The sequence below is a fragment of the Puniceicoccaceae bacterium genome, from assembly GCA_040224245.1.
GTDB lineage: Bacteria > Verrucomicrobiota > Verrucomicrobiia > Opitutales > JAFGAQ01 > JAKSBQ01.
Genome location: JBEGIR010000093.1, coordinates 17,648 through 37,991, shown reverse-complemented (window position 1 = coordinate 37,991; position 20,344 = coordinate 17,648). Strand labels below are relative to the sequence as shown.

The 20,344-nt window shown below is 53.2% G+C and carries 15 protein-coding genes; 8 read left to right on the top strand and 7 right to left on the bottom strand.

Annotated features, from left to right (window positions below):
- On the bottom strand, nt 1-681 hold a 681-nt coding region (locus ABQ298_15735), incomplete at its 3' end, for a T9SS C-terminal target domain-containing protein (protein MEQ9825836.1).
- A gap of 32 nt (nt 682-713) precedes the next feature.
- Nucleotides 714-3,653, bottom strand: coding sequence for a TonB-dependent receptor (locus tag ABQ298_15730; protein ID MEQ9825835.1), 2,940 nt, complete (start codon nt 3,651-3,653; stop codon nt 714-716).
- 189 nt (nt 3,654-3,842) lie between these two features.
- Between ABQ298_15730 and ABQ298_15725 the strand changes: the two genes are divergently transcribed.
- Entirely contained in the window at nt 3,843-5,984 is a 2,142-nt protein-coding gene (locus ABQ298_15725) for a M3 family metallopeptidase (protein ID MEQ9825834.1), read from the top strand.
- Between the two features lie 53 nt (nt 5,985-6,037).
- Here ABQ298_15725 and ABQ298_15720 read toward each other — a convergent pair whose 3' ends face one another.
- From ABQ298_15720 to ABQ298_15700, 5 genes are all read right to left on the bottom strand, one after another.
- Nucleotides 6,038-6,649: a hypothetical protein gene (locus ABQ298_15720; GenBank protein MEQ9825833.1), complete on the bottom strand. Its 612-nt coding sequence runs from the start codon at nt 6,647-6,649 to the stop codon at nt 6,038-6,040.
- 94 nt (nt 6,650-6,743) lie between these two features.
- Nucleotides 6,744-7,535, bottom strand: coding sequence for a tryptophan synthase subunit alpha (trpA, locus tag ABQ298_15715; protein MEQ9825832.1), 792 nt, complete (start codon nt 7,533-7,535; stop codon nt 6,744-6,746).
- A gap of 116 nt (nt 7,536-7,651) precedes the next feature.
- Nucleotides 7,652-8,380, bottom strand: a complete 729-nt coding sequence (locus tag ABQ298_15710) for a hypothetical protein (GenBank protein ID MEQ9825831.1) — start codon at nt 8,378-8,380, stop codon at nt 7,652-7,654.
- A 153-nt stretch (nt 8,381-8,533) separates the two neighbouring features.
- Nucleotides 8,534-9,217 (bottom strand): glycine zipper domain-containing protein, encoded by a 684-nt coding sequence (locus ABQ298_15705; protein MEQ9825830.1) that lies wholly within the window; start codon nt 9,215-9,217, stop codon nt 8,534-8,536.
- Nucleotides 9,218-9,304: 87 nt separating this feature from the next.
- Entirely contained in the window at nt 9,305-9,490 is a 186-nt protein-coding gene (locus tag ABQ298_15700) for a hypothetical protein (GenBank protein ID MEQ9825829.1), read from the bottom strand.
- Between the two features lie 56 nt (nt 9,491-9,546).
- Here ABQ298_15700 and ABQ298_15695 point away from each other — a divergent pair, with 56 nt between their 5' ends.
- The 7 genes from ABQ298_15695 to ABQ298_15665 all read left to right on the top strand — a co-directional run bounded on the left by ABQ298_15695 (nt 9,547) and on the right by ABQ298_15665 (nt 20,342).
- Nucleotides 9,547-10,332 carry an RsmE family RNA methyltransferase gene (locus ABQ298_15695; GenBank protein MEQ9825828.1) on the top strand — a complete coding sequence of 262 codons (786 nt, stop codon included), beginning with the start codon at nt 9,547-9,549 and terminating at the stop codon, nt 10,330-10,332.
- Between the two features lie 66 nt (nt 10,333-10,398).
- A complete protein-coding gene (locus tag ABQ298_15690; GenBank protein MEQ9825827.1) occupies nt 10,399-11,022 on the top strand; it encodes a hypothetical protein in 624 nt (207 codons plus the stop codon).
- Nucleotides 11,023-11,030: 8 nt separating this feature from the next.
- Nucleotides 11,031-12,560 carry a hypothetical protein gene (locus tag ABQ298_15685; GenBank protein ID MEQ9825826.1) on the top strand — a complete coding sequence of 510 codons (1,530 nt, stop codon included), beginning with the start codon at nt 11,031-11,033 and terminating at the stop codon, nt 12,558-12,560.
- A 20-nt stretch (nt 12,561-12,580) separates the two neighbouring features.
- Entirely contained in the window at nt 12,581-13,429 is an 849-nt protein-coding gene (locus ABQ298_15680) for a hypothetical protein (GenBank protein ID MEQ9825825.1), read from the top strand.
- Between the two features lie 122 nt (nt 13,430-13,551).
- Entirely contained in the window at nt 13,552-14,271 is a 720-nt protein-coding gene (locus ABQ298_15675) for a hypothetical protein (GenBank protein ID MEQ9825824.1), read from the top strand.
- The gene (locus ABQ298_15670; protein MEQ9825823.1) at nt 14,264-16,696 is read left to right on the top strand and encodes a tetratricopeptide repeat protein; all 2,433 of its coding nucleotides are present in this window, start codon (nt 14,264-14,266) and stop codon (nt 16,694-16,696) included. Before ABQ298_15675 ends, ABQ298_15670 begins: the two co-directional genes overlap by 8 nt.
- A gap of 22 nt (nt 16,697-16,718) precedes the next feature.
- Nucleotides 16,719-20,342 carry an Ig-like domain-containing protein gene (locus ABQ298_15665; GenBank protein MEQ9825822.1) on the top strand — a complete coding sequence of 1,208 codons (3,624 nt, stop codon included), beginning with the start codon at nt 16,719-16,721 and terminating at the stop codon, nt 20,340-20,342.
- Nucleotides 20,343-20,344 lie beyond the last annotated feature (2 nt).

The window sequence follows — 20,344 nt, the reverse complement described above, 5'->3', positions numbered from 1 at the left end:
CACGTTACAGGTGCCACCAAACCACTCAATGCCATCGTCGAGGTTTGCATAGATCTCGATGTGGTGCAGGTTGGTTCCGCGCCCAACGCCTGCAAGAGTCAAGCCATTGAGTTCATTGTCTGCGCCAATCACTGCACCACCGTGCATGATCGAGACGTAGCTGAATGAACCAGAAGAGTCGTCGGGGTTGTTACCACCGAATTCGGATAGTTCATTCTCGGGCAACCCTTCAACGAAGCGATTGCCAGAACCAGGCTGCAGGTTGGTTGGAGCATCTCCAAGGATCACAACACCGCCCCATTGTCCGCGCGTGTCCTTGTTCATGGCACCGTAGGGAAGTCCATTTCCAAGACCGAGGTCAAACTCCGCCGTGAACACAATGGGGGCAGAAGGTGTTCCATTTGCAAAGATCTTCGCCCCTTTGGAAACAACCAATGCACCCGGGTTGAACTCACCCGCAGGTGAAGCACGGCCACGAATAACGGTGCCAGGAAGGATCGTGAGTGATGCGCCTGGCTCAACATAGATGATTTGGGTGAGCAGATACTCGTTGTCAGGAGTCCACACCTGATGGGTGCCCGCAGCGATGTTCTGGGTGACTTCAACCATTTGTGCCTGAGCTGTGAACAATGCGCTCACGCCCAGCAAAATGGCGATACTGAGATGTTTGATTGATTTCATGATTGATTAAGTAGGTTGATTTGAGAAAAGGCTCAGTGAAAGCGGTAGGTCGCTCCGAGAGAGAAACTACGTCCGGATGTGTAGGAGGAATAGATGTCTTCTTCCGCACTGTCGTAGTAGCGTTCATTTTCGGAGTTCGTCAGGTTTTTGGCGGAAAACTTCAGGCTCCAGTTGTCACCGAAGGACTGGCTGATGATGAGGTCCAGACGTTCCCGGTCACGGTCGTAAACATCGGGAGTGGCTCCTTGGCTGGCGTAGGCGAGTTTTTCAGAGACGTAGTTGAAATTAAGGCTGACCGCTGTGCCCCAGATCGGATTTTCGTAGTTGAGGGAGAGATTGGTGATCCAGTCCGGTTGACCGAACAGGTCGCGCCGGGATGGGGTGTTGGGGGCTACATCCAAAAGTGCCTGGCGATCCCAGTCTTCGGGTTCATTGCCATATTCTTCGATCAGACTGTTTCGCAACGCGGCAAATGCTGCAACGGTCTCTCTGGACTCAAAAAACGAGATCTTCGAAATGAACTCACGGTTCGTATTGTCGACCTCAGACGCTGAGAATGTGAAGTTGGCATTGATCGAAAAATACTCGAGCGAGTCGTGCAGGAAGGAGAGGTTTTTGCGAAACTCGATTTCAACGCCCTCAATCTCGCCCTTCTTCACATTGTAGGGACGTTCGCGGAAGTTGGCATTTACCTCTTCAATGACCAGTTCGATGGGATGGGTGAGTGTTTTCCGGAAGAGACTGATCGATACAATTTCTCCGGGATTCGGAAACCATTCCCATCGAAGATCGAAGTTCTCAATGTCGGTTTGTACCAGGTTCTGGTTTCCGAAGTATTCATCTCCTCCGATGAAGGGGAACGAACGGTAAGGTGCAATTTCGCGAAAGGTGGGACGAGCGAGTGTTTCGGACCAGGACAGGCGCAGGTTTTGCTGGTCGGTGAGCGCGTAAACGAGCTGTGCAGCCGGAAGCAGTTTGTCCTCTGCAATTTCAGCACTCGAACTGAAGAAACGTTCATCGACAGGGGTTAAGCTCTGCATGGTGGTGTCCGTATTCTCCTGGCGCACACCTCCGATCAGACGCCACTTACCCGTCAGTTCAAAATCGAGCATCGCATAGTAGGCCTCAATCGTCTCTTCACCTTCATAATCCTGTCCGCGAAAGAAGTTGATAAAGGTTTTTAGCAGCGGACCGTCGTCATCGATTCCAATTTTTTCCGGATCGAGAAAACTGTCCATGGATTCAAAATTGTTGAAGATCGAATTGCCGGTGGAGCCGTATTGATACTGGTAGACAACTTCGAAAAAATCGCGGCTTCGTTCGGTAACAACTCCACCAATTTTCAGGTTTCGGTTGAGGCCGCTGTCTCCCTCCAGGAAAGGAATCTCGAGGTTGAGGTTGAGGCTGCTTTGATCTTCAGTAAGTTCGCGATACACTCGGCGTGGTGCGCGATCAGGTTTGACGAGGGAGACGCGTCCCGTCTCGGGGATAATCTCATTGTTGGAGTAGCGCGCATCTGGGTCTTCCTGAGTCGTAGAGGCACTGGACAAGCTCCAGTCGAGTTTGATGTCGGCAAAATCGAAGACGTGTTCACCGCGCAGCTGTGCAGAAATCAGGCTGCGTTCGGTAAATACCATGGAGCGAATTTGATCTTCCGCATCGAAGTTCTGACCAGAGTCTGATGTTGGACCTTGCTGGAAGCGGGTTTCATCGCTGCCTGCAAAGGTTCCCGAGAGGACAAGTGCGATTTCGTGATTCACAGAGGGTTGGTATGCCATGCTCAGCAAGCTGCTGATGTTGGCATTCATGACCGAACGTGTATCGCGGTAGACGTAGCGAGGGGAGAGCATTTCCGACTCGAGTGAGTTTCGCCTGTAGCGGGCGTTGATTCCGTCTTCATAGTGGTCGTAGGAGAGGTCATAGCTGAGCGACGCAACCACTCCCAGCATTTGGTCACCACCGAGGAAGTAGCTGTTGCCAAAACTGGCACTGAATCCGGTATCGAGGAACGACTTGTCGGTACCAATGGACATGACCGAATTGAAGCGACGTGTGATGTCGTCAAAAAACTGGGCCGCTCCGGGCTGGAAATTTGAAATGGGAAACTCGCTGGGATCGGTGGGCACACCGTCTGGAATGTCGCGGGTGCCGTCATCAAAACCTAGCCAATCCCGCTGACCGCCGTCATAACTGAGAAAGTCGCTGTTGAGGTTGGCCTGTGAATTGTAGCCAAAGGAACTGGATAGAGTGAGGGAAAAAAGATCCGGAAAAGACTTGGTTTTGATGTTAACGCTTCCTCCGGCGAAATCGCCGGGCTTGTCAGGGGTGAAGGACTTGGCGGTGACAATGCTTTCCATGAGGTCCGTGGAGAAGAGATCCATCTGCACGGCTTTTTTGTCCGGATCGGAGCTTGGCAGTGTCACATCGTTCAGCAGCGTGTTGCTGTAGCGTTCACCGAGTCCGCGCACAAAGACGTACTTGCCCTCGTTGATGGAGACCCCCGTGACACGGCTCATGGCATCAGCGGCATCACCGGCGCCAAAGCGGGAGAAATCCTCAGCCCCAATGGCATCGCTCATGGCGGAGCTTTTTTGCCGGTCGGCAAGCAGGGCAATATCCAGCGTCTGTGCGTCGGCAGCGGTTACGACGAAGGCTTCCAGTTCAATCAGGTTTTCAAGTGTCGCCTGCATCGGAATGTCAACGCGCTGCAGCTCTCCGGCGACGACTTCAATTTCGGTGATGATGGAAGTGCGGTAGCCCGCTTTTTCGACCGTGAGGGAATGCTGCCCCACGGGAACCTCCAGGAAGCGATAGGACCCATCGAGCGATGAGGTGGTCGTCAGATTGAGTTCGTCAATGCTCACGAGCGCGGCAAGGATGGGTTCACCTGTGTCCTTGTCGATGAGACTTCCCGAGATTCTGCCGCTGTCTTGCGCGTGACTGAAGGAGACCGCCAGGAACAGAGCAGTCAAAGATAGGAAGGGCGCATGGCGACGGCTTTGGAATCGGTGTAATCTAATCATAAGTTAGTTGATAGTTCGGGTCTATAGGCTTAAGAGTAGGAGCTTCAATGCTTAATCCGCATTGTTACGGAAATGTTGCATCATGTTGAATACAAGAATGTTACGGTTTTGTAACAATGGAACCCGAGAGCTTTTCAAATGACTGAAAAACATCCATTTCTTTCTGACCGATATGAGGTCGCATGGTCATCGCTGGACGTGCAGCGATTGCAGAATGACATCGAGCACGCCTTGGAACTGGCGGAATCCCGCGTCCGGCACATCGAACAATTGTCCACCGAACAGGTGAGCTATGAATCTGTCGCGCATGCGTTGGAAGGTTGCAGTGAGGAACTCGACCGGGCGTGGTCCATCGTGGAGCATCTCAATAACGTGATGGATGCTCCCGATCTTCGAAAAGCCTACGGTGAAGTGCTGCCGAAGGTGACGGCATTTTATTCAGGAATCTGTCTGCGGGAAAAACTGTGGACGGTGGTGCGGCAGTTGGCGAAAAATCAGACTGAACTGACCCGTCTGGATCCTGTCCGACGGCGGCATGTCGAAGAATTGCTGAAGGATTTTCAGGAGTGTGGAGCAGATTTGCCCGAAGCCGGAAGAAAGCGTATCGCTGAAATCGATCATGAACTGGCAACGCTGACCCAGAAGTTTTCTGAAAATGTGCTGGATGCAACCAACGACTGGGAGATGATCATCGAGGATGCCGCAGTGCTCAGCGAGATGCCCGATGTGCTGCGAGAGATTGCCCGGGAAAATGCACTGCGCAAAGGTCATGGAACCGAAGCGCAACCGAAGTGGCGTTTCACCCTCCACGCACCGTCCTGGGGGCCTTTCATGAAATTCGTTAACGATGCAGCGTTGCGCAAGGCAGCGTGGCAAGCTGCCAATGCCGTGGGCCGCACAGATCCCTGGAGCAACGGCTGTCTTATTGCAAAAATTTTGAGCTTGCGGCACGAAAAAGCAACGTTGCTGGGGTTTGCAAATTTTGCCGACCACATTCTTCAGCGGCGCATGGCCAAAAATGGGACAAACGCGCGTGCATTTGTTCAACGCATGCGGGAGGCCGTTACCCGGACAGTGCCTGGGGAGGTCAAGGAGTTGGAGCAGTTCCGCGCTCAGCAGCTGGGTCTGGACAATCCCGAACCACTCGAACCCTGGGATGTCGCGTTCTGGTCCGAAAAGTTACTGAAGGCGCATTATGCCTTTGATGAAGAATCCCTTCGTCCCTTTTTCCCCATTAATCAGGTCATTTCCGGACTGTTTGAGCTGGTGGAGCGGGTTTTTGGTCTTCGAGTGGTGGAGCGCGCGGTCAAAGTCGGAAGCGAGGGGCCTGCGGATGCCGTGGAGGTGTGGACAGAATCGGTGCAGTTTTACGAGATCTTTGATACCGACAGCGGTCACAAATTGGGTGCGTTCTACACGGACTGGTTTCCTCGGGAAAGTAAGCGAAGTGGAGCGTGGATGGATACGCTGCGTTCCGGATGTTTCGGGGAGAATGGCGAGCCGAATGAATTGCCGTTGGGCATCATGTGCGGGAACATGACTCCGGGAAGCAGGGGCAAAGCAGCCTTGCTCACGCATGACGAAGTGGAGACCGTTTTTCACGAGTTTGGACACCTGTTGCACGAGTTATGTGGGGAAGTGCATGTGAAGAGTCTGAATGGAATCTCCGTCCCTTGGGACTTTGTGGAAGTGCCTTCACAAATCATGGAGAACTGGTGCTGGCAGCGCGAAAGTTTGAACCTCTTTGCCCGTCATCATGAAACCGGTGAAGGCATACCGGAAGATCTCTTCGAGCGCATGTGCAAGACCCGTAATTTCCAGAAAGGTCTGTTTATCCTTCGCCAGCTCAGCTTTGGAATCATGGACTTGGATTTGCACATCGATTTTGCAAGTGATCCGGAACTGGGTGAGCATGATCTGGATGCGTTTGTGAAGCGTTCGACAGAGCAGTACCGGCCCGCATGGAAATCGCCTTCGATTCCGCTGCTGCATCGCTTCGGGCATCTTTTTTCAGGTGCCGTTGCGTATGCTGCAGGTTATTATTCCTACCAGTGGAGTGAAGTGATCGAAGCCGATGCGTTTTCCAGATTTCTCGAGACTGGAGTGCTCAACCCGGAAACTGGACGTGCGTTTCGCAGGGAAATTCTGGCCGCTGGCAATCGCAGGGAACCCATGGAGTCATATGTCGCTTTCCGGGGGCGCAAACCTACGCTGGAGGCCTATCTTGCCCGTTCCGGCATGGAGGCTACTCCCGAAAGTGCTGAGGCGTTTGGCGCGTAACGGCGCGGACTGCCCGGGCTGAACATCCGGCTGTCGTGCGTCAATGGCATCGATTAACGCACGATTTCGGAGAAGAGAAAGCCGAGGCGATACAGCATCCAGATGCACTCTTTCAACTCCTGATTTGGTTCAAAGGAGAGCTTTGGGTTATCCAGATCGGAACTGATCGACACGAGCGAATGTCCTGCCACATGAGTGGGGAGGGGTTGTGCGTGCAGCTTCTCCCATGTGTGCTCCCACTGCTCCGCATCCATGGGATCGGAATCCAGATCAAACGCATCGTGATTAAGTCGAGTTACCAACGCATGTCGCTGCTGTTGCAATGGCTCGAGAGTAGCATACTCGGGAAACGGGATGAAGTGGATGTGAATGCGGAAGGGTTTCTGATCGATGCCAAAAGATTCAGAAACTGGCATTTCCGACTCGCTAACATGGGGAGCAGAAGCATTGGCATGCAATTCGGCGATTGCATCGGAACTGGATACGTTGACCCCAAACCGGGATGTAAAGGTCATGGTATCAGAAGTCGTCTCAAGCTGCCATTGCTGCATTTCCTCATAGTGCTGCAGACGCAGCAACGCCTGTTTGATGTCTTGCTCCTGCAGTGTGGGTTCTGCGATCACCCATAGTGGAATGAGCTGTAGACACAGCAGACTCAAATGCATGAAAGAAAACTGAATAATGCGCATGGAAGAGTGAGAAAAAACAAAATGTTGATCGCACCAGCGGGGTTGGCAAGTGCATTGAGAAGGGCAGGGCTTACTGTAATCCCTCAAGCAGTGAACGCACCTTTGCCTCGAGCGTTGCCAACATCGTATTCGGATCAGACGCATGTTGTTCCACGATTTTCACAATACTGCTGCCGACAATGACAGCGTCACCGTGGAGTGCAACCTGCCGGACCTGATCGGCATTGGAAATCCCAAAACCAATCCCGATGGGAAGATCCGTCGTTTTTCGAATCGCCGCCACACGCGTCGCGAGGTCCTTGGCCACATCGGAGCGCTCACCCGTAACACCTTCACGCGAGACGTAATAAATGAATCCTGATGCGTTGCGGGTAATGAGAGGGATGCGCGATTCAGGGGTAGTCGGGGCAATCAGGAAAATTTGATCGATGCCATGGTTCTTGCAGGCAGTCGTCATTTCGTCGGATTCCTCAGGGGGCAGGTCGAGTACGAGAATACCATCCACTCCTGCATTTTGAGCAGCGGCAACGTAGTTTTCTACACCCTTGTTATACACCAGATTGTAGTAGGTATAGAGCACGACCGGAACTTCACTAAAGCTGCGGATCGAGCGAACCAGATCGAGCACCTGATCGGGTGTGGCTCCAGCAGCGAGTGCGCGTTCTGCAGCGAGTTGATTGGTTTTACCGTCGGCGAGAGGATCGGAGAAGGGCACGCCGAGTTCGATAATGTCAACACCTGCCTTGATCAAGGTGCGGCAGACCTCAAGTGAGGTTGCTGCATCAGGATCCAATGCACAAATGTAGGCGATGAAGCGGGGTTTTCCAGCTGCCTTTTCAAACGTTTGACGAATCCGACTCATACCAGAAGTGCTAACCCGAAGAAGTAGCGTTCACAAGTAGAAATCGGATGAGATTTTGTGGCAGGCGAAGAAATGTGTCTTTTGTGAGTGCGGAGGTGTGATTCAGAAAACCGCAATTAATCCTGCAGTGCTCCTGAGTCAGGATAGCGCAGGAACTGCACTGTGGGATCGTCGGGACGAACCGACACGTAGATCTGGCTCCCCGTATCCAGACCAATGTAAGGCAGCGCTGCTGCGATCATGTAGGGCAGGTATTGTCGCAGGTTATCTGAACTGTCACTGTTTCCGATAACCACGCTCCAGAGCTGCTGGGGTTGCTGCCGCGGTGCGCCGGGGCGGTTGTCAAAAGCTTCGATGGTGAAGTGTTTTTCGAACAGGGTGGTGCTGTCCAGACGTTCCTCCCAGTAAGTGTAGCTGCGCGAGGGTTCGCGCACGACGCGAGTCTGAAAACTGATCAGATTCCCGGACTTGTCATACACGGGAATGCGAATGGCATAGCTGAATCCGGGACGCCAGTAGGTTTCCGGGTAGGAGCGACTTTCCAGCACTTCCCGGGGTTCACCCATTCCAAAAGAGATTTCCACCAGCATGTCTGCAGAAGCAACATCCGGAGAGCGGTAGAAACCTTTCCCCTCAAGGGCAGTCTGTACAAGCGTCGCGGCCTCACGGAATCGCAAGTCGGATTCCTTCAGTTCCGGATTTCCACTCACGATGAAAAACGATCCCTCTGTCTGCATCGCCCCGTCGCTGATGGCATCCACTTTGAAGTGATAGCTCGGGGTGCAGGCGCTCAGGACAAGCAAAAGGGTCAGCGGAAGCAGTAATTTAACAATTGCGGATTTCATGTTGGATTCCTTGGTGCACGCTAGTGGTTCACATCGCATTCTCAAGAGCATTCACCGCTTTTGTGATGCTGGATGCGTGGATTCTTCTGCGATGTGCATCCTTTCTGAACGAAATTTTGGCAGCATATCGCATCAGCCTGCGTCACAGCATGACTAGATTCGCGCGTCAGGGTGATAGGATGTTCCCGAAGCGGAAGTGTCGGGCATGCCGGACAGCTCTCGCTCAAGGCGTTCGATTTCCATCTCCGCTTCCATGCGTCGCGTTTCGGCATCGCTGTAGCGCTGTTCGCGACGCAGTGCTTCCAGTCTTTCCCGACGAAGGGCTTGCAGGCGTTGTTCCGCTTCCCTTGCTCGCTGTTCAGCGAGGGCTACCTCATCATCGGAAATAGCCATACCATTGGAAACCGCTATGCGTTTCTGGTAAGCTTCGTAGGCGGCATCCTCTTCGGCGCGGCGCACAGCAAGCTCGCGCTGCAGACGCATTTCCTCGGCACGCATTTCGGCATCGCGCCGCTCTTGTTCATCCTGAGCAGAACCGATCATGCCGCCGATGAGTGCACCCGCAGCAGCTCCGATGAGTGCACCTTTTGCGCCACCCTTGTCATCATCCCAGCGTGCGTGGTAATGGCCGCGATGCCGCACGTAATATCGATTCTGATAATAGTCGTTGCTTCCGTCCTCCATGTTTTGCCCGATGATGCCCCCGGCAAGTGCACCGATCAGGGCTCCGGCGACCATTCCTGTTTCGGCATTGGAACCCGTTGTGGTGCATCCGCTCCCGAGCATGAGAGTGGAACCGCACAGGGTAACGATCAGTAGATTGGCGACTGCTTTCATGAGAATCCTGGGTTTGTCTGTTGATGTTGTTGCCGAGAGTAAGGCACTCACTTTGGATTTGACGTCAGCAACACAGGAAAAATTCGTTCAAATATTGTCAGGTGCAGGAACGTTGTAGGCGGGTGCGGATTCGCTCGTGGGCGTGCGGTTGGCAACCCGTTGGTCCACCCACTCAAATGCAAGGTATGCTGCAGCCGCGAGTAGCAATAGTCCGAGCACAAGAAGGCGTCCCGAGTGGTTTTTAAGAATGCACCTGTATTTGCCGGGCTTCATGAGGAACTATGTGCTTTGATTTTGCAAATATGCCCAAACCTTCAAATCTTTGAGGCATGAACCTTATCCTGCTCGACAGTGCAGCGCTCAAGCAAAAACTTCCGGCCTCGGATCGCAGAAGCATTCACATCCAACAGATTCTTGGTCAGGCATGCAATGAACTGTTTGTGGGCATGCCCGGTGGACCGATGGGGAAAGCACAAGTGCAGTTGTTTGCATCGGGTGAAGTCGGACTCGACATCACGTGGTTTGCCAATGGGGAAGGTCTGGATTCAGGCTCAAAGGCGTTATCGCTGATGGTACCTTACTGTCGCCCCCAAACCTGCCGGAAAATTCTTCGTGATGCTGCGAGCCTGGGAATACGCAGGCTGTTGTTTTTTCGTTCGACCAAAGCCGAACACAGCTATGCACAAAGTTCACTTTGGCGAGGCTGTGAGTGGGTTGAACTCCTGCGTAGTGGTGTCGAACAGGCATTCACCACTCAAGTGCCGGAAGTTCAGTTATTGGAGGGTGGGCTTGAAGAGGCTGTGCAAGTGTTGAATTCCCTGGAACCAGAACCAAACCGGATCCATAAAATCGCATTGGATAACTATGAATCCCAGTTGGGAGTGGGTGAAGCCGTGAGGACAGAATGCTCTCACTTCCTTGCTGTGGGGGCTGAGCGTGGTTGGTCGCAAGAGGAACGGGAGATTTTCCGAAACAACGGGTTCATTTTGGCTCACATGGGTTCGCGTGTGATGCGCACAGAAACCGCCGTTATCGCTGCATGCAGTGTAATTTCTCAGCTGTCGGGTATGTGGAGGGAGGATACGGGTAACTCGCTAGGGAAGGCAGGGAAATAAATTCCTTGTTTACAAATCCCGATCAATGCCTATGGTGCTGCATCGGTCCTCCTCGACCATCCTCACATGACCTACGCTCCTCCCATACTTCGCTGGGGCTGCGCTGCTTTGACACTGTTTGTCGCAGGCATCCTTTCCGCATCCGTCTCACCGCAAGTTCGCGTCAATCGCATCGTGTTTGACCGCATTGGAAACGATGACGGATGGCGAGCGCGCATTGAACTTTCGGCCACTGGTGTCACGCCTTCGAGCGATACCGCAACCGTAAGGAAATCCCGCTTTCTCGATGATCTTGTTTGTTCTCTGCGCCTGAGCTTTGAGAGCGTGCATCAACCCTTTGTCTTTTTTGAGAGCCATGTGGAGATCATAAGCCTGGAACAAGGCGAGACCTACACCCTGGACTTTTACCTGCCTGGTGAAGTTGTCAGGCGTGACCAGCTCAGCACGGAACCGTTTGCCTACCTGCTGAGCTTTGAGGTTGCAGGAAATCCGCAAGCTTTTGTGCCACGATGGGCCTCGTCCAATCTTCAGAGTCCGACGGCACGTGAAGCCCTGATCCAGCATTGTGCAGCGGTGCGCGAACAACAACTTGGAATCCTGGTTCCATCCTACCACGCACCTCCCGAATATACACTGCGCGAACGGGTCAACCGCCCGCCTTTCCGGCGCATACCCGTGACAACGCCCTGATCGTGAAGATGAATGCCTCCACCTCACAGATTCTTGACCTCCGCACCGACTGCATCCGCTGGAGTGACACCCGATCCCAACTGCCAACGGACCCACAATGTGTGAGATTGGAAGGTCAGGTGAGAAGCGAAGAGGAGTGGCTGCACCATGTGCAACAGGCACTGTCATCGATCTCGCTTCGTGCAACCCACACCCATGTGTGGTTGCCGCTTCGACTGTTCCTTTTCCGATTCGTCAAACTTCCAAATGTTTCAGACCGAAAATTTTCGCGCATGCTTGAGCTGGAAATGGAGCGATGCTTCCCACACAGGAGCGAGACACTCGTTGGGTGCTATTTTCAACTACATCGTGATTGTGTCGAACGTCAGATCGTGATCGCTGCCATGCACCGCACGAGCTTGTTGAATCTGTCTGATCAGTTTCGAGAAGCTGGCATTTCCTCCATCCGTGCATTCCCATCGTTTTTTGCCGCGTTGCAGTCCTGTTCGGCTCTCGATACTTTCGAAACAACGCAGCACCTGATTTGCCTGGAGCAGATGCATGCCTGTGCATTTTCCCGAAATAACAGCGCCGCTGCAATTCGACAGATTGCGCTGGAGCAACCCCTTGGGACGACTGCCATCCGGGAACGAAGTCTGGCAAACGCAACGCTCATGGAAGATGCTTTTCGGCGCATGTCGGCAACCCTCCAGCGGGAGAGTGCCGAAGTTTCCAGCGGACAAGTCGACTGGGTTGCGCCTCAACTCGATGTCGAATCACAGCGTGACCTGGAGCAAGCATTGCTTCGAGGCATGGGTAAAGAATTGGTCCGAGAACAACGCTGGATGGATTCGGGTCTGCTCGCCTTTTCTGAAGCATCATCGTCACTGCCGAAAGAACAGGAGCTTCGTATGGAGGGCAGTGACTGGCCTGCACGATCAAACACAGGAAAAGAGCGAGTGCGTCGGGCAATGAGCCTGTGCCTTGCCATGACTCCGTTGATCTGGGGAGTGGGGAATCAGCAAAGCATCATGATCCTCCGAAATCGCCTTGAAACGACACAGCAACAAAGCATCAACGCCAGAATTCAGTCAAAATCGGCAGCAGATCGTTTGCACGAGTTCACTTCCAGACTGCGGCATCAGGAAGGACTGCTGGCCCGGCAAAAGGAACAGGCTGCGCTCGTGAGGCTGATAGTGGATCTTCAGAATGCCATGCTCGAGGTGGGTGACACTTGGTTTGAAACCTTTGAATGGCATGCATCACCGCGCACAGCCGAAGTCGGAACTGTGAGAGTGAATCTGAGTGGGAAATTTCTGCTCAGGCAGGCTCCGCAGCAGGAAACCACGTGGAGGGCAGCGCTTTCGGACGCAGAAGCGAATCTTCACCTGCTGCAGAAACGGGTTCTCGCATCGAGTGTTGTGGAATCCATTGAACAGTTTCGAGTCAATTACAGTGGCATCCATCGCCGCGTCCATGTGGTGCCATTTGAATTGCAGCTGCTGCTGAATCCAGAGGCAAGATACGAGTCCCTAACTGTCGCAACCCCGTTGTCATGATTGCGCTTTCAAAACGTTTTATGCGATTTCCACCAGAGCGTGTTTGGTGGGCTGTTTTGATCGGAATCTGGGTAGCAGGTCTGATATGGGGCATGCTCAGTGCAACGGAACGCGAGCAAATGGAGATACGCTTGCGTCAATCCCTGCGGGAGCTGGATCAGTTGAATACCGCCAAGCTGCCAACGCTGGGTGAACTGGAAGCGCTTGAGCGTCGCTTCGCTTTGGCATTTCCCGCTTCCGTCCCGGAATCAAGGCAAGCGATTTCCGGGATCGAACTGTCGGCGTCGCTTCAGACCTTTGTGCATGCAAGTCGGGATCGCCTGGCTTCGCAGGGCATCGAATTACTCCAGCCTGATTTGGGATTTGAGCATGCCATTCACGAAGGTACACTGGTCACCAGCGAAGTCGAGCTGCGCATCCTTTTCGAACAATTGCGGCTGACACAGGCTGCCATGGAACTCCTGATTGCTGCAGCCCCGCTGGCTATCGGAGAACTGCATAACGACGTCATGCATGATCCCGAATCCGGTGTGACCCGCATTCAACTCCGTTTTGACATGCATGGTTATACCCGCTGTTTGCGAAGTTGGGTTCAGCAAAATCTCGCGCTCGAATCTGGGCAACGTTTGCGTGTGGTCTCACTCGTGGTAGACCGCTCGCCGCTTTGCGAACCGGATCAGAGCAGTGAAGTGTTTGCAGAGATGACTGGGATCGCGGAACCAATGCGTGGCATACCTCAGTCCGAGGGGAGTGGCTTTGCCTCCTATTTGCAGCAGGAGGGCTCAACAGACTCTGAACGAACTGAACCTTTGATTGGGAAGATCGTGTCGCGCTTTCGAATTACCGTCGAACGAAAGGTGATGCCATGAACTTCAGCCGCATGATGAGTCTTCCAGGCAAGCACTTCCTGTTGTTCGGCGCGCAGTTGATGCTTTTTTTCGGCTTGGGCTGGGGACCAGAAGTGAAAAATCCTTCCGGCGATTCTCCTGCCATGAGCGATACCCAGGCAGCATCCGTTCTGGCTGCAAGATTTGAGCAATTGCTTTCTGCAAAATCTCAGAAAGATCCGGTGTGGAGGGAACCCACTGCTCCGCTCGAAGGGCAATGGTGGTATGACCTCTTCACTCCACCGCGTATTTTCAGAAATCCGCTCACGGGAATTTTTGAACCGACAGCCTTTCAATTTGAAAACTCCGAACCTCCAGTCGTGCTCAACCTTCAGGGTTTTTATTACCCGGAGTTTCAGTTTCAGCTGGTCGGATTTGTGGAAGAGGCAAATGGATCACTGTCAGCTGCTGTGTTGCTGATTGAAGACCGGCGAACGGGTCGGACTCACCGGATTCGCTTCGAACAAGGAGCTCCCATTGGCGAAGATTATCACATGGTTGCATTGTCCATGGGTCGCTCTGCCAGTGAAACGGGGACCGTTACGCGGGAAGCTCAATTGATACTGAGACGAGCGGACGGAAGCGAGATTCCATTGCATTCGGGATCGATCACGCATTCGCCCGAGCCAGTGCTTCAGCTCAAGCTGGGTGAGCAGGACTTCGAAATTCACAAGGAAAACACAGCTGTAACAGTTGGAAGTTACGAAATCACCTGGATTCGAACCCATGATTCTCCGGAAATCGCATTTGAATGCAGGGTCATCGATCTGCATTCAGCGGTTGAACAAGAGTTTATCCTCACTGCACCTGCCCATCATGAATGACCATCACTTCCTCCGTTTCGCATTGATCCTTTTCCTGCTGCTGGCTGGCAATGTGCTCGGTTCGCCTGTTACAATAGAGCAACCCTCCGATTCGGAAAAAATTCAAACCATTGCCAAGGTCATGCGATTGCGTGATCAAGGAGCAATGGTTGAGGCTGCAGAACTGCTGAACGCCTACAAAGCGCGCTATCCGGAAGACAGGAGTCTGCATGTATTGCACGATTCGATTAGTCCTGTTCATTCGGATGAACCGCAAGCGTTTTCGCCGGATGCCGTCAGTGAGCTTCTGGAAGAGGTCATCGCTGTTGAAAGGGAAAATGCTGACTCCACTCCGATGCCCCGAGCAGCACGAACAGTACGGCATGAACCAGCGGAGCAAGAATTTTCTGGTAATGCGCAGTTGAGTCCTGCGGGTGAAGCACTGCTGCGAAAGGGCAGGTTTCAGTATCTGGGTGGAGATTTTGAAGGAGCCCTGAGCACGTTTCAGGAACTGGAACGCCGCTTCCCGGATCACCCAGACGCGAAAATGTTTCAACTCAGAATTCAGCAATCCCTTGCTGAGAATGCATTCCTAAATCGTGAAAAGACCCGACAGGAAATGCTGAATGAAGTGGATCGCTCCTGGCAGCGCCCACGGATTTTTTCTCCCGAAGGAAATCGGCTCGATGGGGAAACCCGAGTGAATCCTCTGATTGCCAAGATTCGGCAAATCAAGATTCCAAGGGTGAATTTTTCCAATATCGAATTGACCGCAGTGATTGAAACCTTGTCTGAACTGTCCGTGGAGTTTGACCGTGTGGAAACTGATCCCACGCGCAAGGGTGTGAATATTGTGCCGCTCTTTGATCCAAACACACGCAGCAATCCGCGCGTGAGCATCAGTCTGCGGAACCTGTCGCTGGAAAAGATTTTACAGTTTGTCACCCAACAAGTGAATTTTCAGTTTGATATTGTGGATGAGGCGATCCTTGTGCAGCCGACTGACGGACCCGATGGAGCGGCCAATCTGTTGACCGAGTTTTTCCCGGTTTCACGGGCGACAGTCATTCGATTGACCGGTGGGGCAGGCAGCCTGGGCAATGCGTCTGTGCCGGATAATCCATTTGATTCCGCTTCGGTGAGCGGAGACACGACTCCAAGTAGTGAGGAGGAATCCACCCTTCGCGGATTTTTTCAGCGTGCGGGAGTGGAATTCCAGGGAATACGTGGGGCGAGCCTGGCCTTTGATGGAACGCAGTTGATCGTCACGCAAACCTCTCGTAATCTTGAACGCATGCGCAATATTTTGCGTCGTTACGAAAAAACCCGACAAGTGGAAATTGAAGCGAAATTCTTGGAAGTGCAGCAGCAGGATTTGGATGAGCTGGGATTTCAGTGGATGGTCAATGGCGCAGGCACCCCGGTTTTTGATTCATCTGGAAATCCGGTAATGGGGGAAACTGGTAAACCCGTCGAGCACTACGACGTGCAGGCTGGAAGCCAAAACCGCTCACTCGCCGAAGCATTTGCGCTCAATCAGAGTTCCCAGGGGATTCGCATCACGGCCCCAAATTTTGTGGGTGGACAGCTGAATACCGAGTTTAATGCTCCCACGATTCCTCAGGCTCTGGATTTTGCCCAATCCATTTCAGGTGGCATCCTCAATGCAGTGAACATTCTGGGTGAAACCGAGATTGGTGTCATCATTCGTGCGCTCTCGCGCAAGGAGGGCAGCGATCTTCTCAGTGCGCCCCGACTGACAGTGCTCTCGGGCAAAACTGCGAACATCACCGTCGCACAGGAGATGCGCTACCCAGAGCGGTACAGCGACATTCGGGCAGAGGTTTCGAGCAGTGTGGCATCGGCAACCAGCGCTGGCGGAGGTGGAGGTGCGGTAGCGATTACGGCAGGCACACCCCATGATTTTGTCGTGCGAAATGTGGGCGTTGAAATGGAGGTGACGCCAACGGTGGAAGACAACGACAACATCAGCCTGCTCTTGCAGCCAAAGGTGACCGAATTTGAGGGATTTGTGGAGTATGGAGGACCGTCTGTTGCGATTTCCGGCGATCTGACGGCGACGGTTCCCTCTGGATTTTATCAACCCATTTTTTCTACCCGCAGCGTTAAAACTGAAGTCACTATCTATGATGGCGCAACCGTGGTGATCGGAGGGTTGACGCGGGAGGAGATCAAGTTTGTGGACGACAAAGTGCCGCTGCTGGGAGATCTTCCTTGGCTGGGGCGCCTGTTTCGATCCGAAGGCAATACCTCGCGAAAACGCAATCTACTGATCTTTGTGACAGCAAACCTTATCGGTCCTGGAGGAGGAGCGATCAAGCAGGCGTTTCCGTCAGTGGATGCCAACGCCATGTATCAAAACCCTACGGTGCACACCCCGGGTGGTGGGGTCAATCGTGCCTCAGCAGAGCCGGAACCCCAGTGAATCCCTATCCCTGCCTCCCGTCATGAAAGCTGTCTTTTTCCGATCCTTTTCCTGTTTGTTGTTTTGCCTGGCTGCTCTTCGCTCCCATGGCGACCTGCTGGTGCAAGCACCCACTTCTGCCACTGCCGGAGTCGAGGTCGAGCTGGAATATTTCTCAAGTCATACGCTGCCTCCAGATGGCCAGTTTCACCAGGCCGTTGTCATACTGGATGAGCAAGTCATTGCGCAGGGATCAGACCCATCAGGAACGCTCCATTTGGAATTCCCAACTCCGGGATCCATTCGTTTTGAAGTCAGAGTTTATGGAGTAGATGGTTCAATGCTGGATTCCGTCGAACGATCCATTTCAGTGTTTGGTCTCGCGATGATTGAGCCTGCGGACCAAACCTTAGCGGGCTTGGGCAGTCGACTCTACCTGGGGGCATCAGCGATTTTTCAAGATCGCTGGGTCGACGCTGTGGAATTCGAATTTCGAAGGGAGGGAGAAAGCACTTATCGCAGGATCGCAGGTTCCCGCGACTCGACGGCTCCATACAGTGTGCTATACGAGCCACCTTCGAGCGGACTCTGGCAAATCCGGGCCAGGGCAATGCATCCGCATGGGCAGAGTACCGTTTCCCAGCCGATCACACTGCAAGTGGTCAGCAGTGATTTTCATGAACCTGCCAGTGTGACGATTCTCGACCCCTCTCCGGGTGGAAGTGTGCAGGCCGGAATTGTGCAATGGGTGAATGTTGACACCTCCAGTCGAAGCGGAGTGGTCCGAGGGGTTACTCTGTTTGTCGACGGGCAGCGGGTTGACTCATCCGAACCGATGGATGTGACATTTCCCTTTCGATTTGAATGGACACCCTTGCGACCGGGACCGCACACATTGGTGGCCATTGTCACGGATCAGTATGGGATGCGTTGGGCCTCGGAGCCAGTAGAGGTGATGGCAACAGATGACCGTCCGCATGCAGAACTGCTGGTTCCCCGAGAGCGTGCCACCTATCCGGCAGGTTCCCAGATTCCCCTCATCGCTCTTGCTGCAGGGCAGGGTGGTGGGCGGGAGCGCGTCGGATTGCTGGAGTTTCGCGTCAATGGAAATGTCATCGCTCATACAGAAGGGAGTCAAACTCAAGACGGCCCCTTCAGCGCGAACTGGACACCTGCCTTTCCCGGAACTTACTTTCTCCAGGTTCGCGTTGTGGACAGTGTGACTGGAGCCAGCTACCAGAGTTCTGGGGTCGAGGTGATCATCACGGAGGCAAATCCTCCTGCTACGGCCATTCTGAACCCGTCCCACGGTTCATTTTGGGAAGCGGGGGATGTCGTTCGCTTGCGTGCCAGCGCGACCGCCGGACAGGGGTTGGTTGAGTCCGTCAGTTTTTGGATCAATCAGGTTCAGATTGGGCACGGAGTGCATGCGCAGGGAGCTTATGAGTTGGATTATCAATTCGAAGCGAGCGGACTTTATCACATCACAGCACGCGTCCAAAGCACCAACGGGCAGGTGACAGATTCCATCCCCGTTTCCGTGACGGTTACTTCGATGCGAGGAGTGCGACCCACCGTGGAGCTTGAACAACCGACACCAAACTCCATTTTTCAAACGGGCGACACGATTCAGTTGGTTGCCCGCGCAAATGACACCGATGGAAACGTGCGACAAGTGGAGTTTTTTGCAAACCGCAGGCCCTTGGGAGACCCGGTGACGTCTTATCCATTTGTCGTGGATGATTACAGCTTTGGGAGCGCGGGCCACTATCGCTTTGCAGCGGTTGCAGTGGATGATCAGGGGAACCGCTCCGAACGTGCAGAAGTGACCGTGCAAGTAAAGGACCCACAGTGGCAGCGTCCGACCATCTCCATTCGACATCCCGTGCATGAAGCTGTCTTTGAGGTTGGTGACACCTTGTATATGGAAGTGGACGCGCAGGATGCGGACGGTGTCGTACAGCAGGTGCATTTTGAGATCAATGGAGCAAGACATGGCGAAATTGATGAAAGCTATCCCTTTCAGTCGGAGTTCTTCACGATTGCGACTCCGGGCATCTATCGCATGGTAGCCATTGCGGTTGATGACCAGGGATACCTGTCAGTCCCAGCTGAGCTGACGGTCTATGCAGTTCCACCTGAGCAAGTGGAGGGATCGCAATTTGATCCCCTGGAACGGGATCGGGATTTTCTCACCCAGCTCTACCTGGATTTTTTTCTTCGAGGACCAACGGATGCCGAGATGAATCGATATCTGGAATTCTTGGAGTTTGGCAGTATGGATCGAGCAGAGGTGGCCGCAGCTCTATCGGAAAACCGGGAATTTGAGAACTTGCTTCACTCTCAAAACGCCTATCAGGCAATCTTCGAAGAATGGCCCTCTCCTCAGGACTTTGCAGAGATGCTGCGCACCGATGAGACTGCTGAGGCACAGTTGAATCCAACGCACTCTGCAGGAACCAGCTTTGAGCGTGCCACTGTGATCGATGTGGATTCAGGAATGATTTCGGGTGTGCTGGAGCATGCGGGAATTTCGCATTATTATAGTTTTCAGTTGGATCAGGAAAGCGTCGTCACGCTTTACAGTTCCGGGCCACTCGATACGATTGGCACATTGTTCAACAATGAGCGCATGCAATTGAACCGGGATGATGATTCCGGAACTTTTTTCAATTTTGCAATGCAGCACGTACTTTCACCCGGAGTCTATTACCTGTCGGTGGCAGGCTGGGGTGCACAGACGGGTTCCTATACACTTCATTTCCAAATGGGGCAGGGAAGCATTGATCTGCCACAAAGCAGTGAGGTGTCTCATGCGGATTTGCATGCAACGATCAGCAGACTCTACGAAAGTGATCGCTTTCGCAATCGATTCGGAGAACTACCCGTGCTGGAATCAGATACGCAGCGGAGAAAACATTTTCAGCACCTGTTCACAAACCGATTTGGTAAAGAACCCACTCTCCAGCAAACCGTACAGGCAAGCAATCGTTTGCTGGAGTCCAGCAACCTTGCGGCATTCACAGCAGCATTTGTCCGAAATGATCGCATCGGGATGCAAGACTACATCTACGATTTACCGGATGTTTCAAGTCGCGACGATGCAGCCTTTTTGGTCCGGGCTTTGCTGAAGCAACAACCGGACACGGACAGCATGGAACCGTTGCTGAATCTCGATTTCAAATCCAAAGTCGAGGCCATCTTTTCCTCTCCGGCGTATCGGGAGCGCTTTCGGGTTGATTCAGAATCCGAAGCTTTGCTCGTCCCTCATCGGTTCGAGCAAACCCCAGCTCCATTCGAGATGCCACAGTATGGGAGTCAGCTGGTGATCGAATCCGGAGATCCTGTGCTTTCCGAAAATCCATTTCATCATCTTCCTGAAAACGAGGCGGGATGGAAATGGGTGGATTGGCTTGGGTGGATCAGTGATGCAAACTATCCGATGCTCTTTCACTCGGACTTGGGATGGATCCACATTCGCCCACTGCAACCCGATGCACTGTGGGTGTGGCATGAGCAACTCGACTGGAGTTACTTTGCCGCCGGGATTTTTCCCAGAGTTTATCGCTATTCCGATGAAAAGTGGCTCGAACTCATCCCCGGGGAGCATCCCGGTGATTTTGATATCAAGCCGCTCGAACCCACTCAGGGGTCGGAATCGAACTGAGT

What these genes read in the sequence shown, in the direction of transcription:
- ABQ298_15725 (MEQ9825834.1), top strand. Translation starts at nt 3,843, where the DNA reads ATGACTGAAAAACATCCATTTCTTTCTGACCGATATGAGGTCGCATGG.
- ABQ298_15720 (MEQ9825833.1), bottom strand. Translation starts at nt 6,649, where the DNA reads ATGCATTTGAGTCTGCTGTGTCTACAGCTCATTCCACTATGGGTGATC.
- trpA (MEQ9825832.1), bottom strand. Translation starts at nt 7,535, where the DNA reads ATGAGTCGGATTCGTCAAACGTTTGAAAAGGCAGCTGGAAAACCCCGC.
- ABQ298_15710 (MEQ9825831.1), bottom strand. Translation starts at nt 8,380, where the DNA reads ATGAAATCCGCAATTGTTAAATTACTGCTTCCGCTGACCCTTTTGCTT.
- ABQ298_15705 (MEQ9825830.1), bottom strand. Translation starts at nt 9,217, where the DNA reads ATGAAAGCAGTCGCCAATCTACTGATCGTTACCCTGTGCGGTTCCACT.
- ABQ298_15700 (MEQ9825829.1), bottom strand. Translation starts at nt 9,490, where the DNA reads ATGAAGCCCGGCAAATACAGGTGCATTCTTAAAAACCACTCGGGACGC.
- ABQ298_15695 (MEQ9825828.1), top strand. Translation starts at nt 9,547, where the DNA reads ATGAACCTTATCCTGCTCGACAGTGCAGCGCTCAAGCAAAAACTTCCG.
- ABQ298_15690 (MEQ9825827.1), top strand. Translation starts at nt 10,399, where the DNA reads ATGACCTACGCTCCTCCCATACTTCGCTGGGGCTGCGCTGCTTTGACA.
- ABQ298_15685 (MEQ9825826.1), top strand. Translation starts at nt 11,031, where the DNA reads ATGAATGCCTCCACCTCACAGATTCTTGACCTCCGCACCGACTGCATC.
- ABQ298_15680 (MEQ9825825.1), top strand. Translation starts at nt 12,581, where the DNA reads ATGCGATTTCCACCAGAGCGTGTTTGGTGGGCTGTTTTGATCGGAATC.
- ABQ298_15675 (MEQ9825824.1), top strand. Translation starts at nt 13,552, where the DNA reads ATGAGCGATACCCAGGCAGCATCCGTTCTGGCTGCAAGATTTGAGCAA.
- ABQ298_15670 (MEQ9825823.1), top strand. Translation starts at nt 14,264, where the DNA reads ATGAATGACCATCACTTCCTCCGTTTCGCATTGATCCTTTTCCTGCTG.
- ABQ298_15665 (MEQ9825822.1), top strand. Translation starts at nt 16,719, where the DNA reads ATGAAAGCTGTCTTTTTCCGATCCTTTTCCTGTTTGTTGTTTTGCCTG.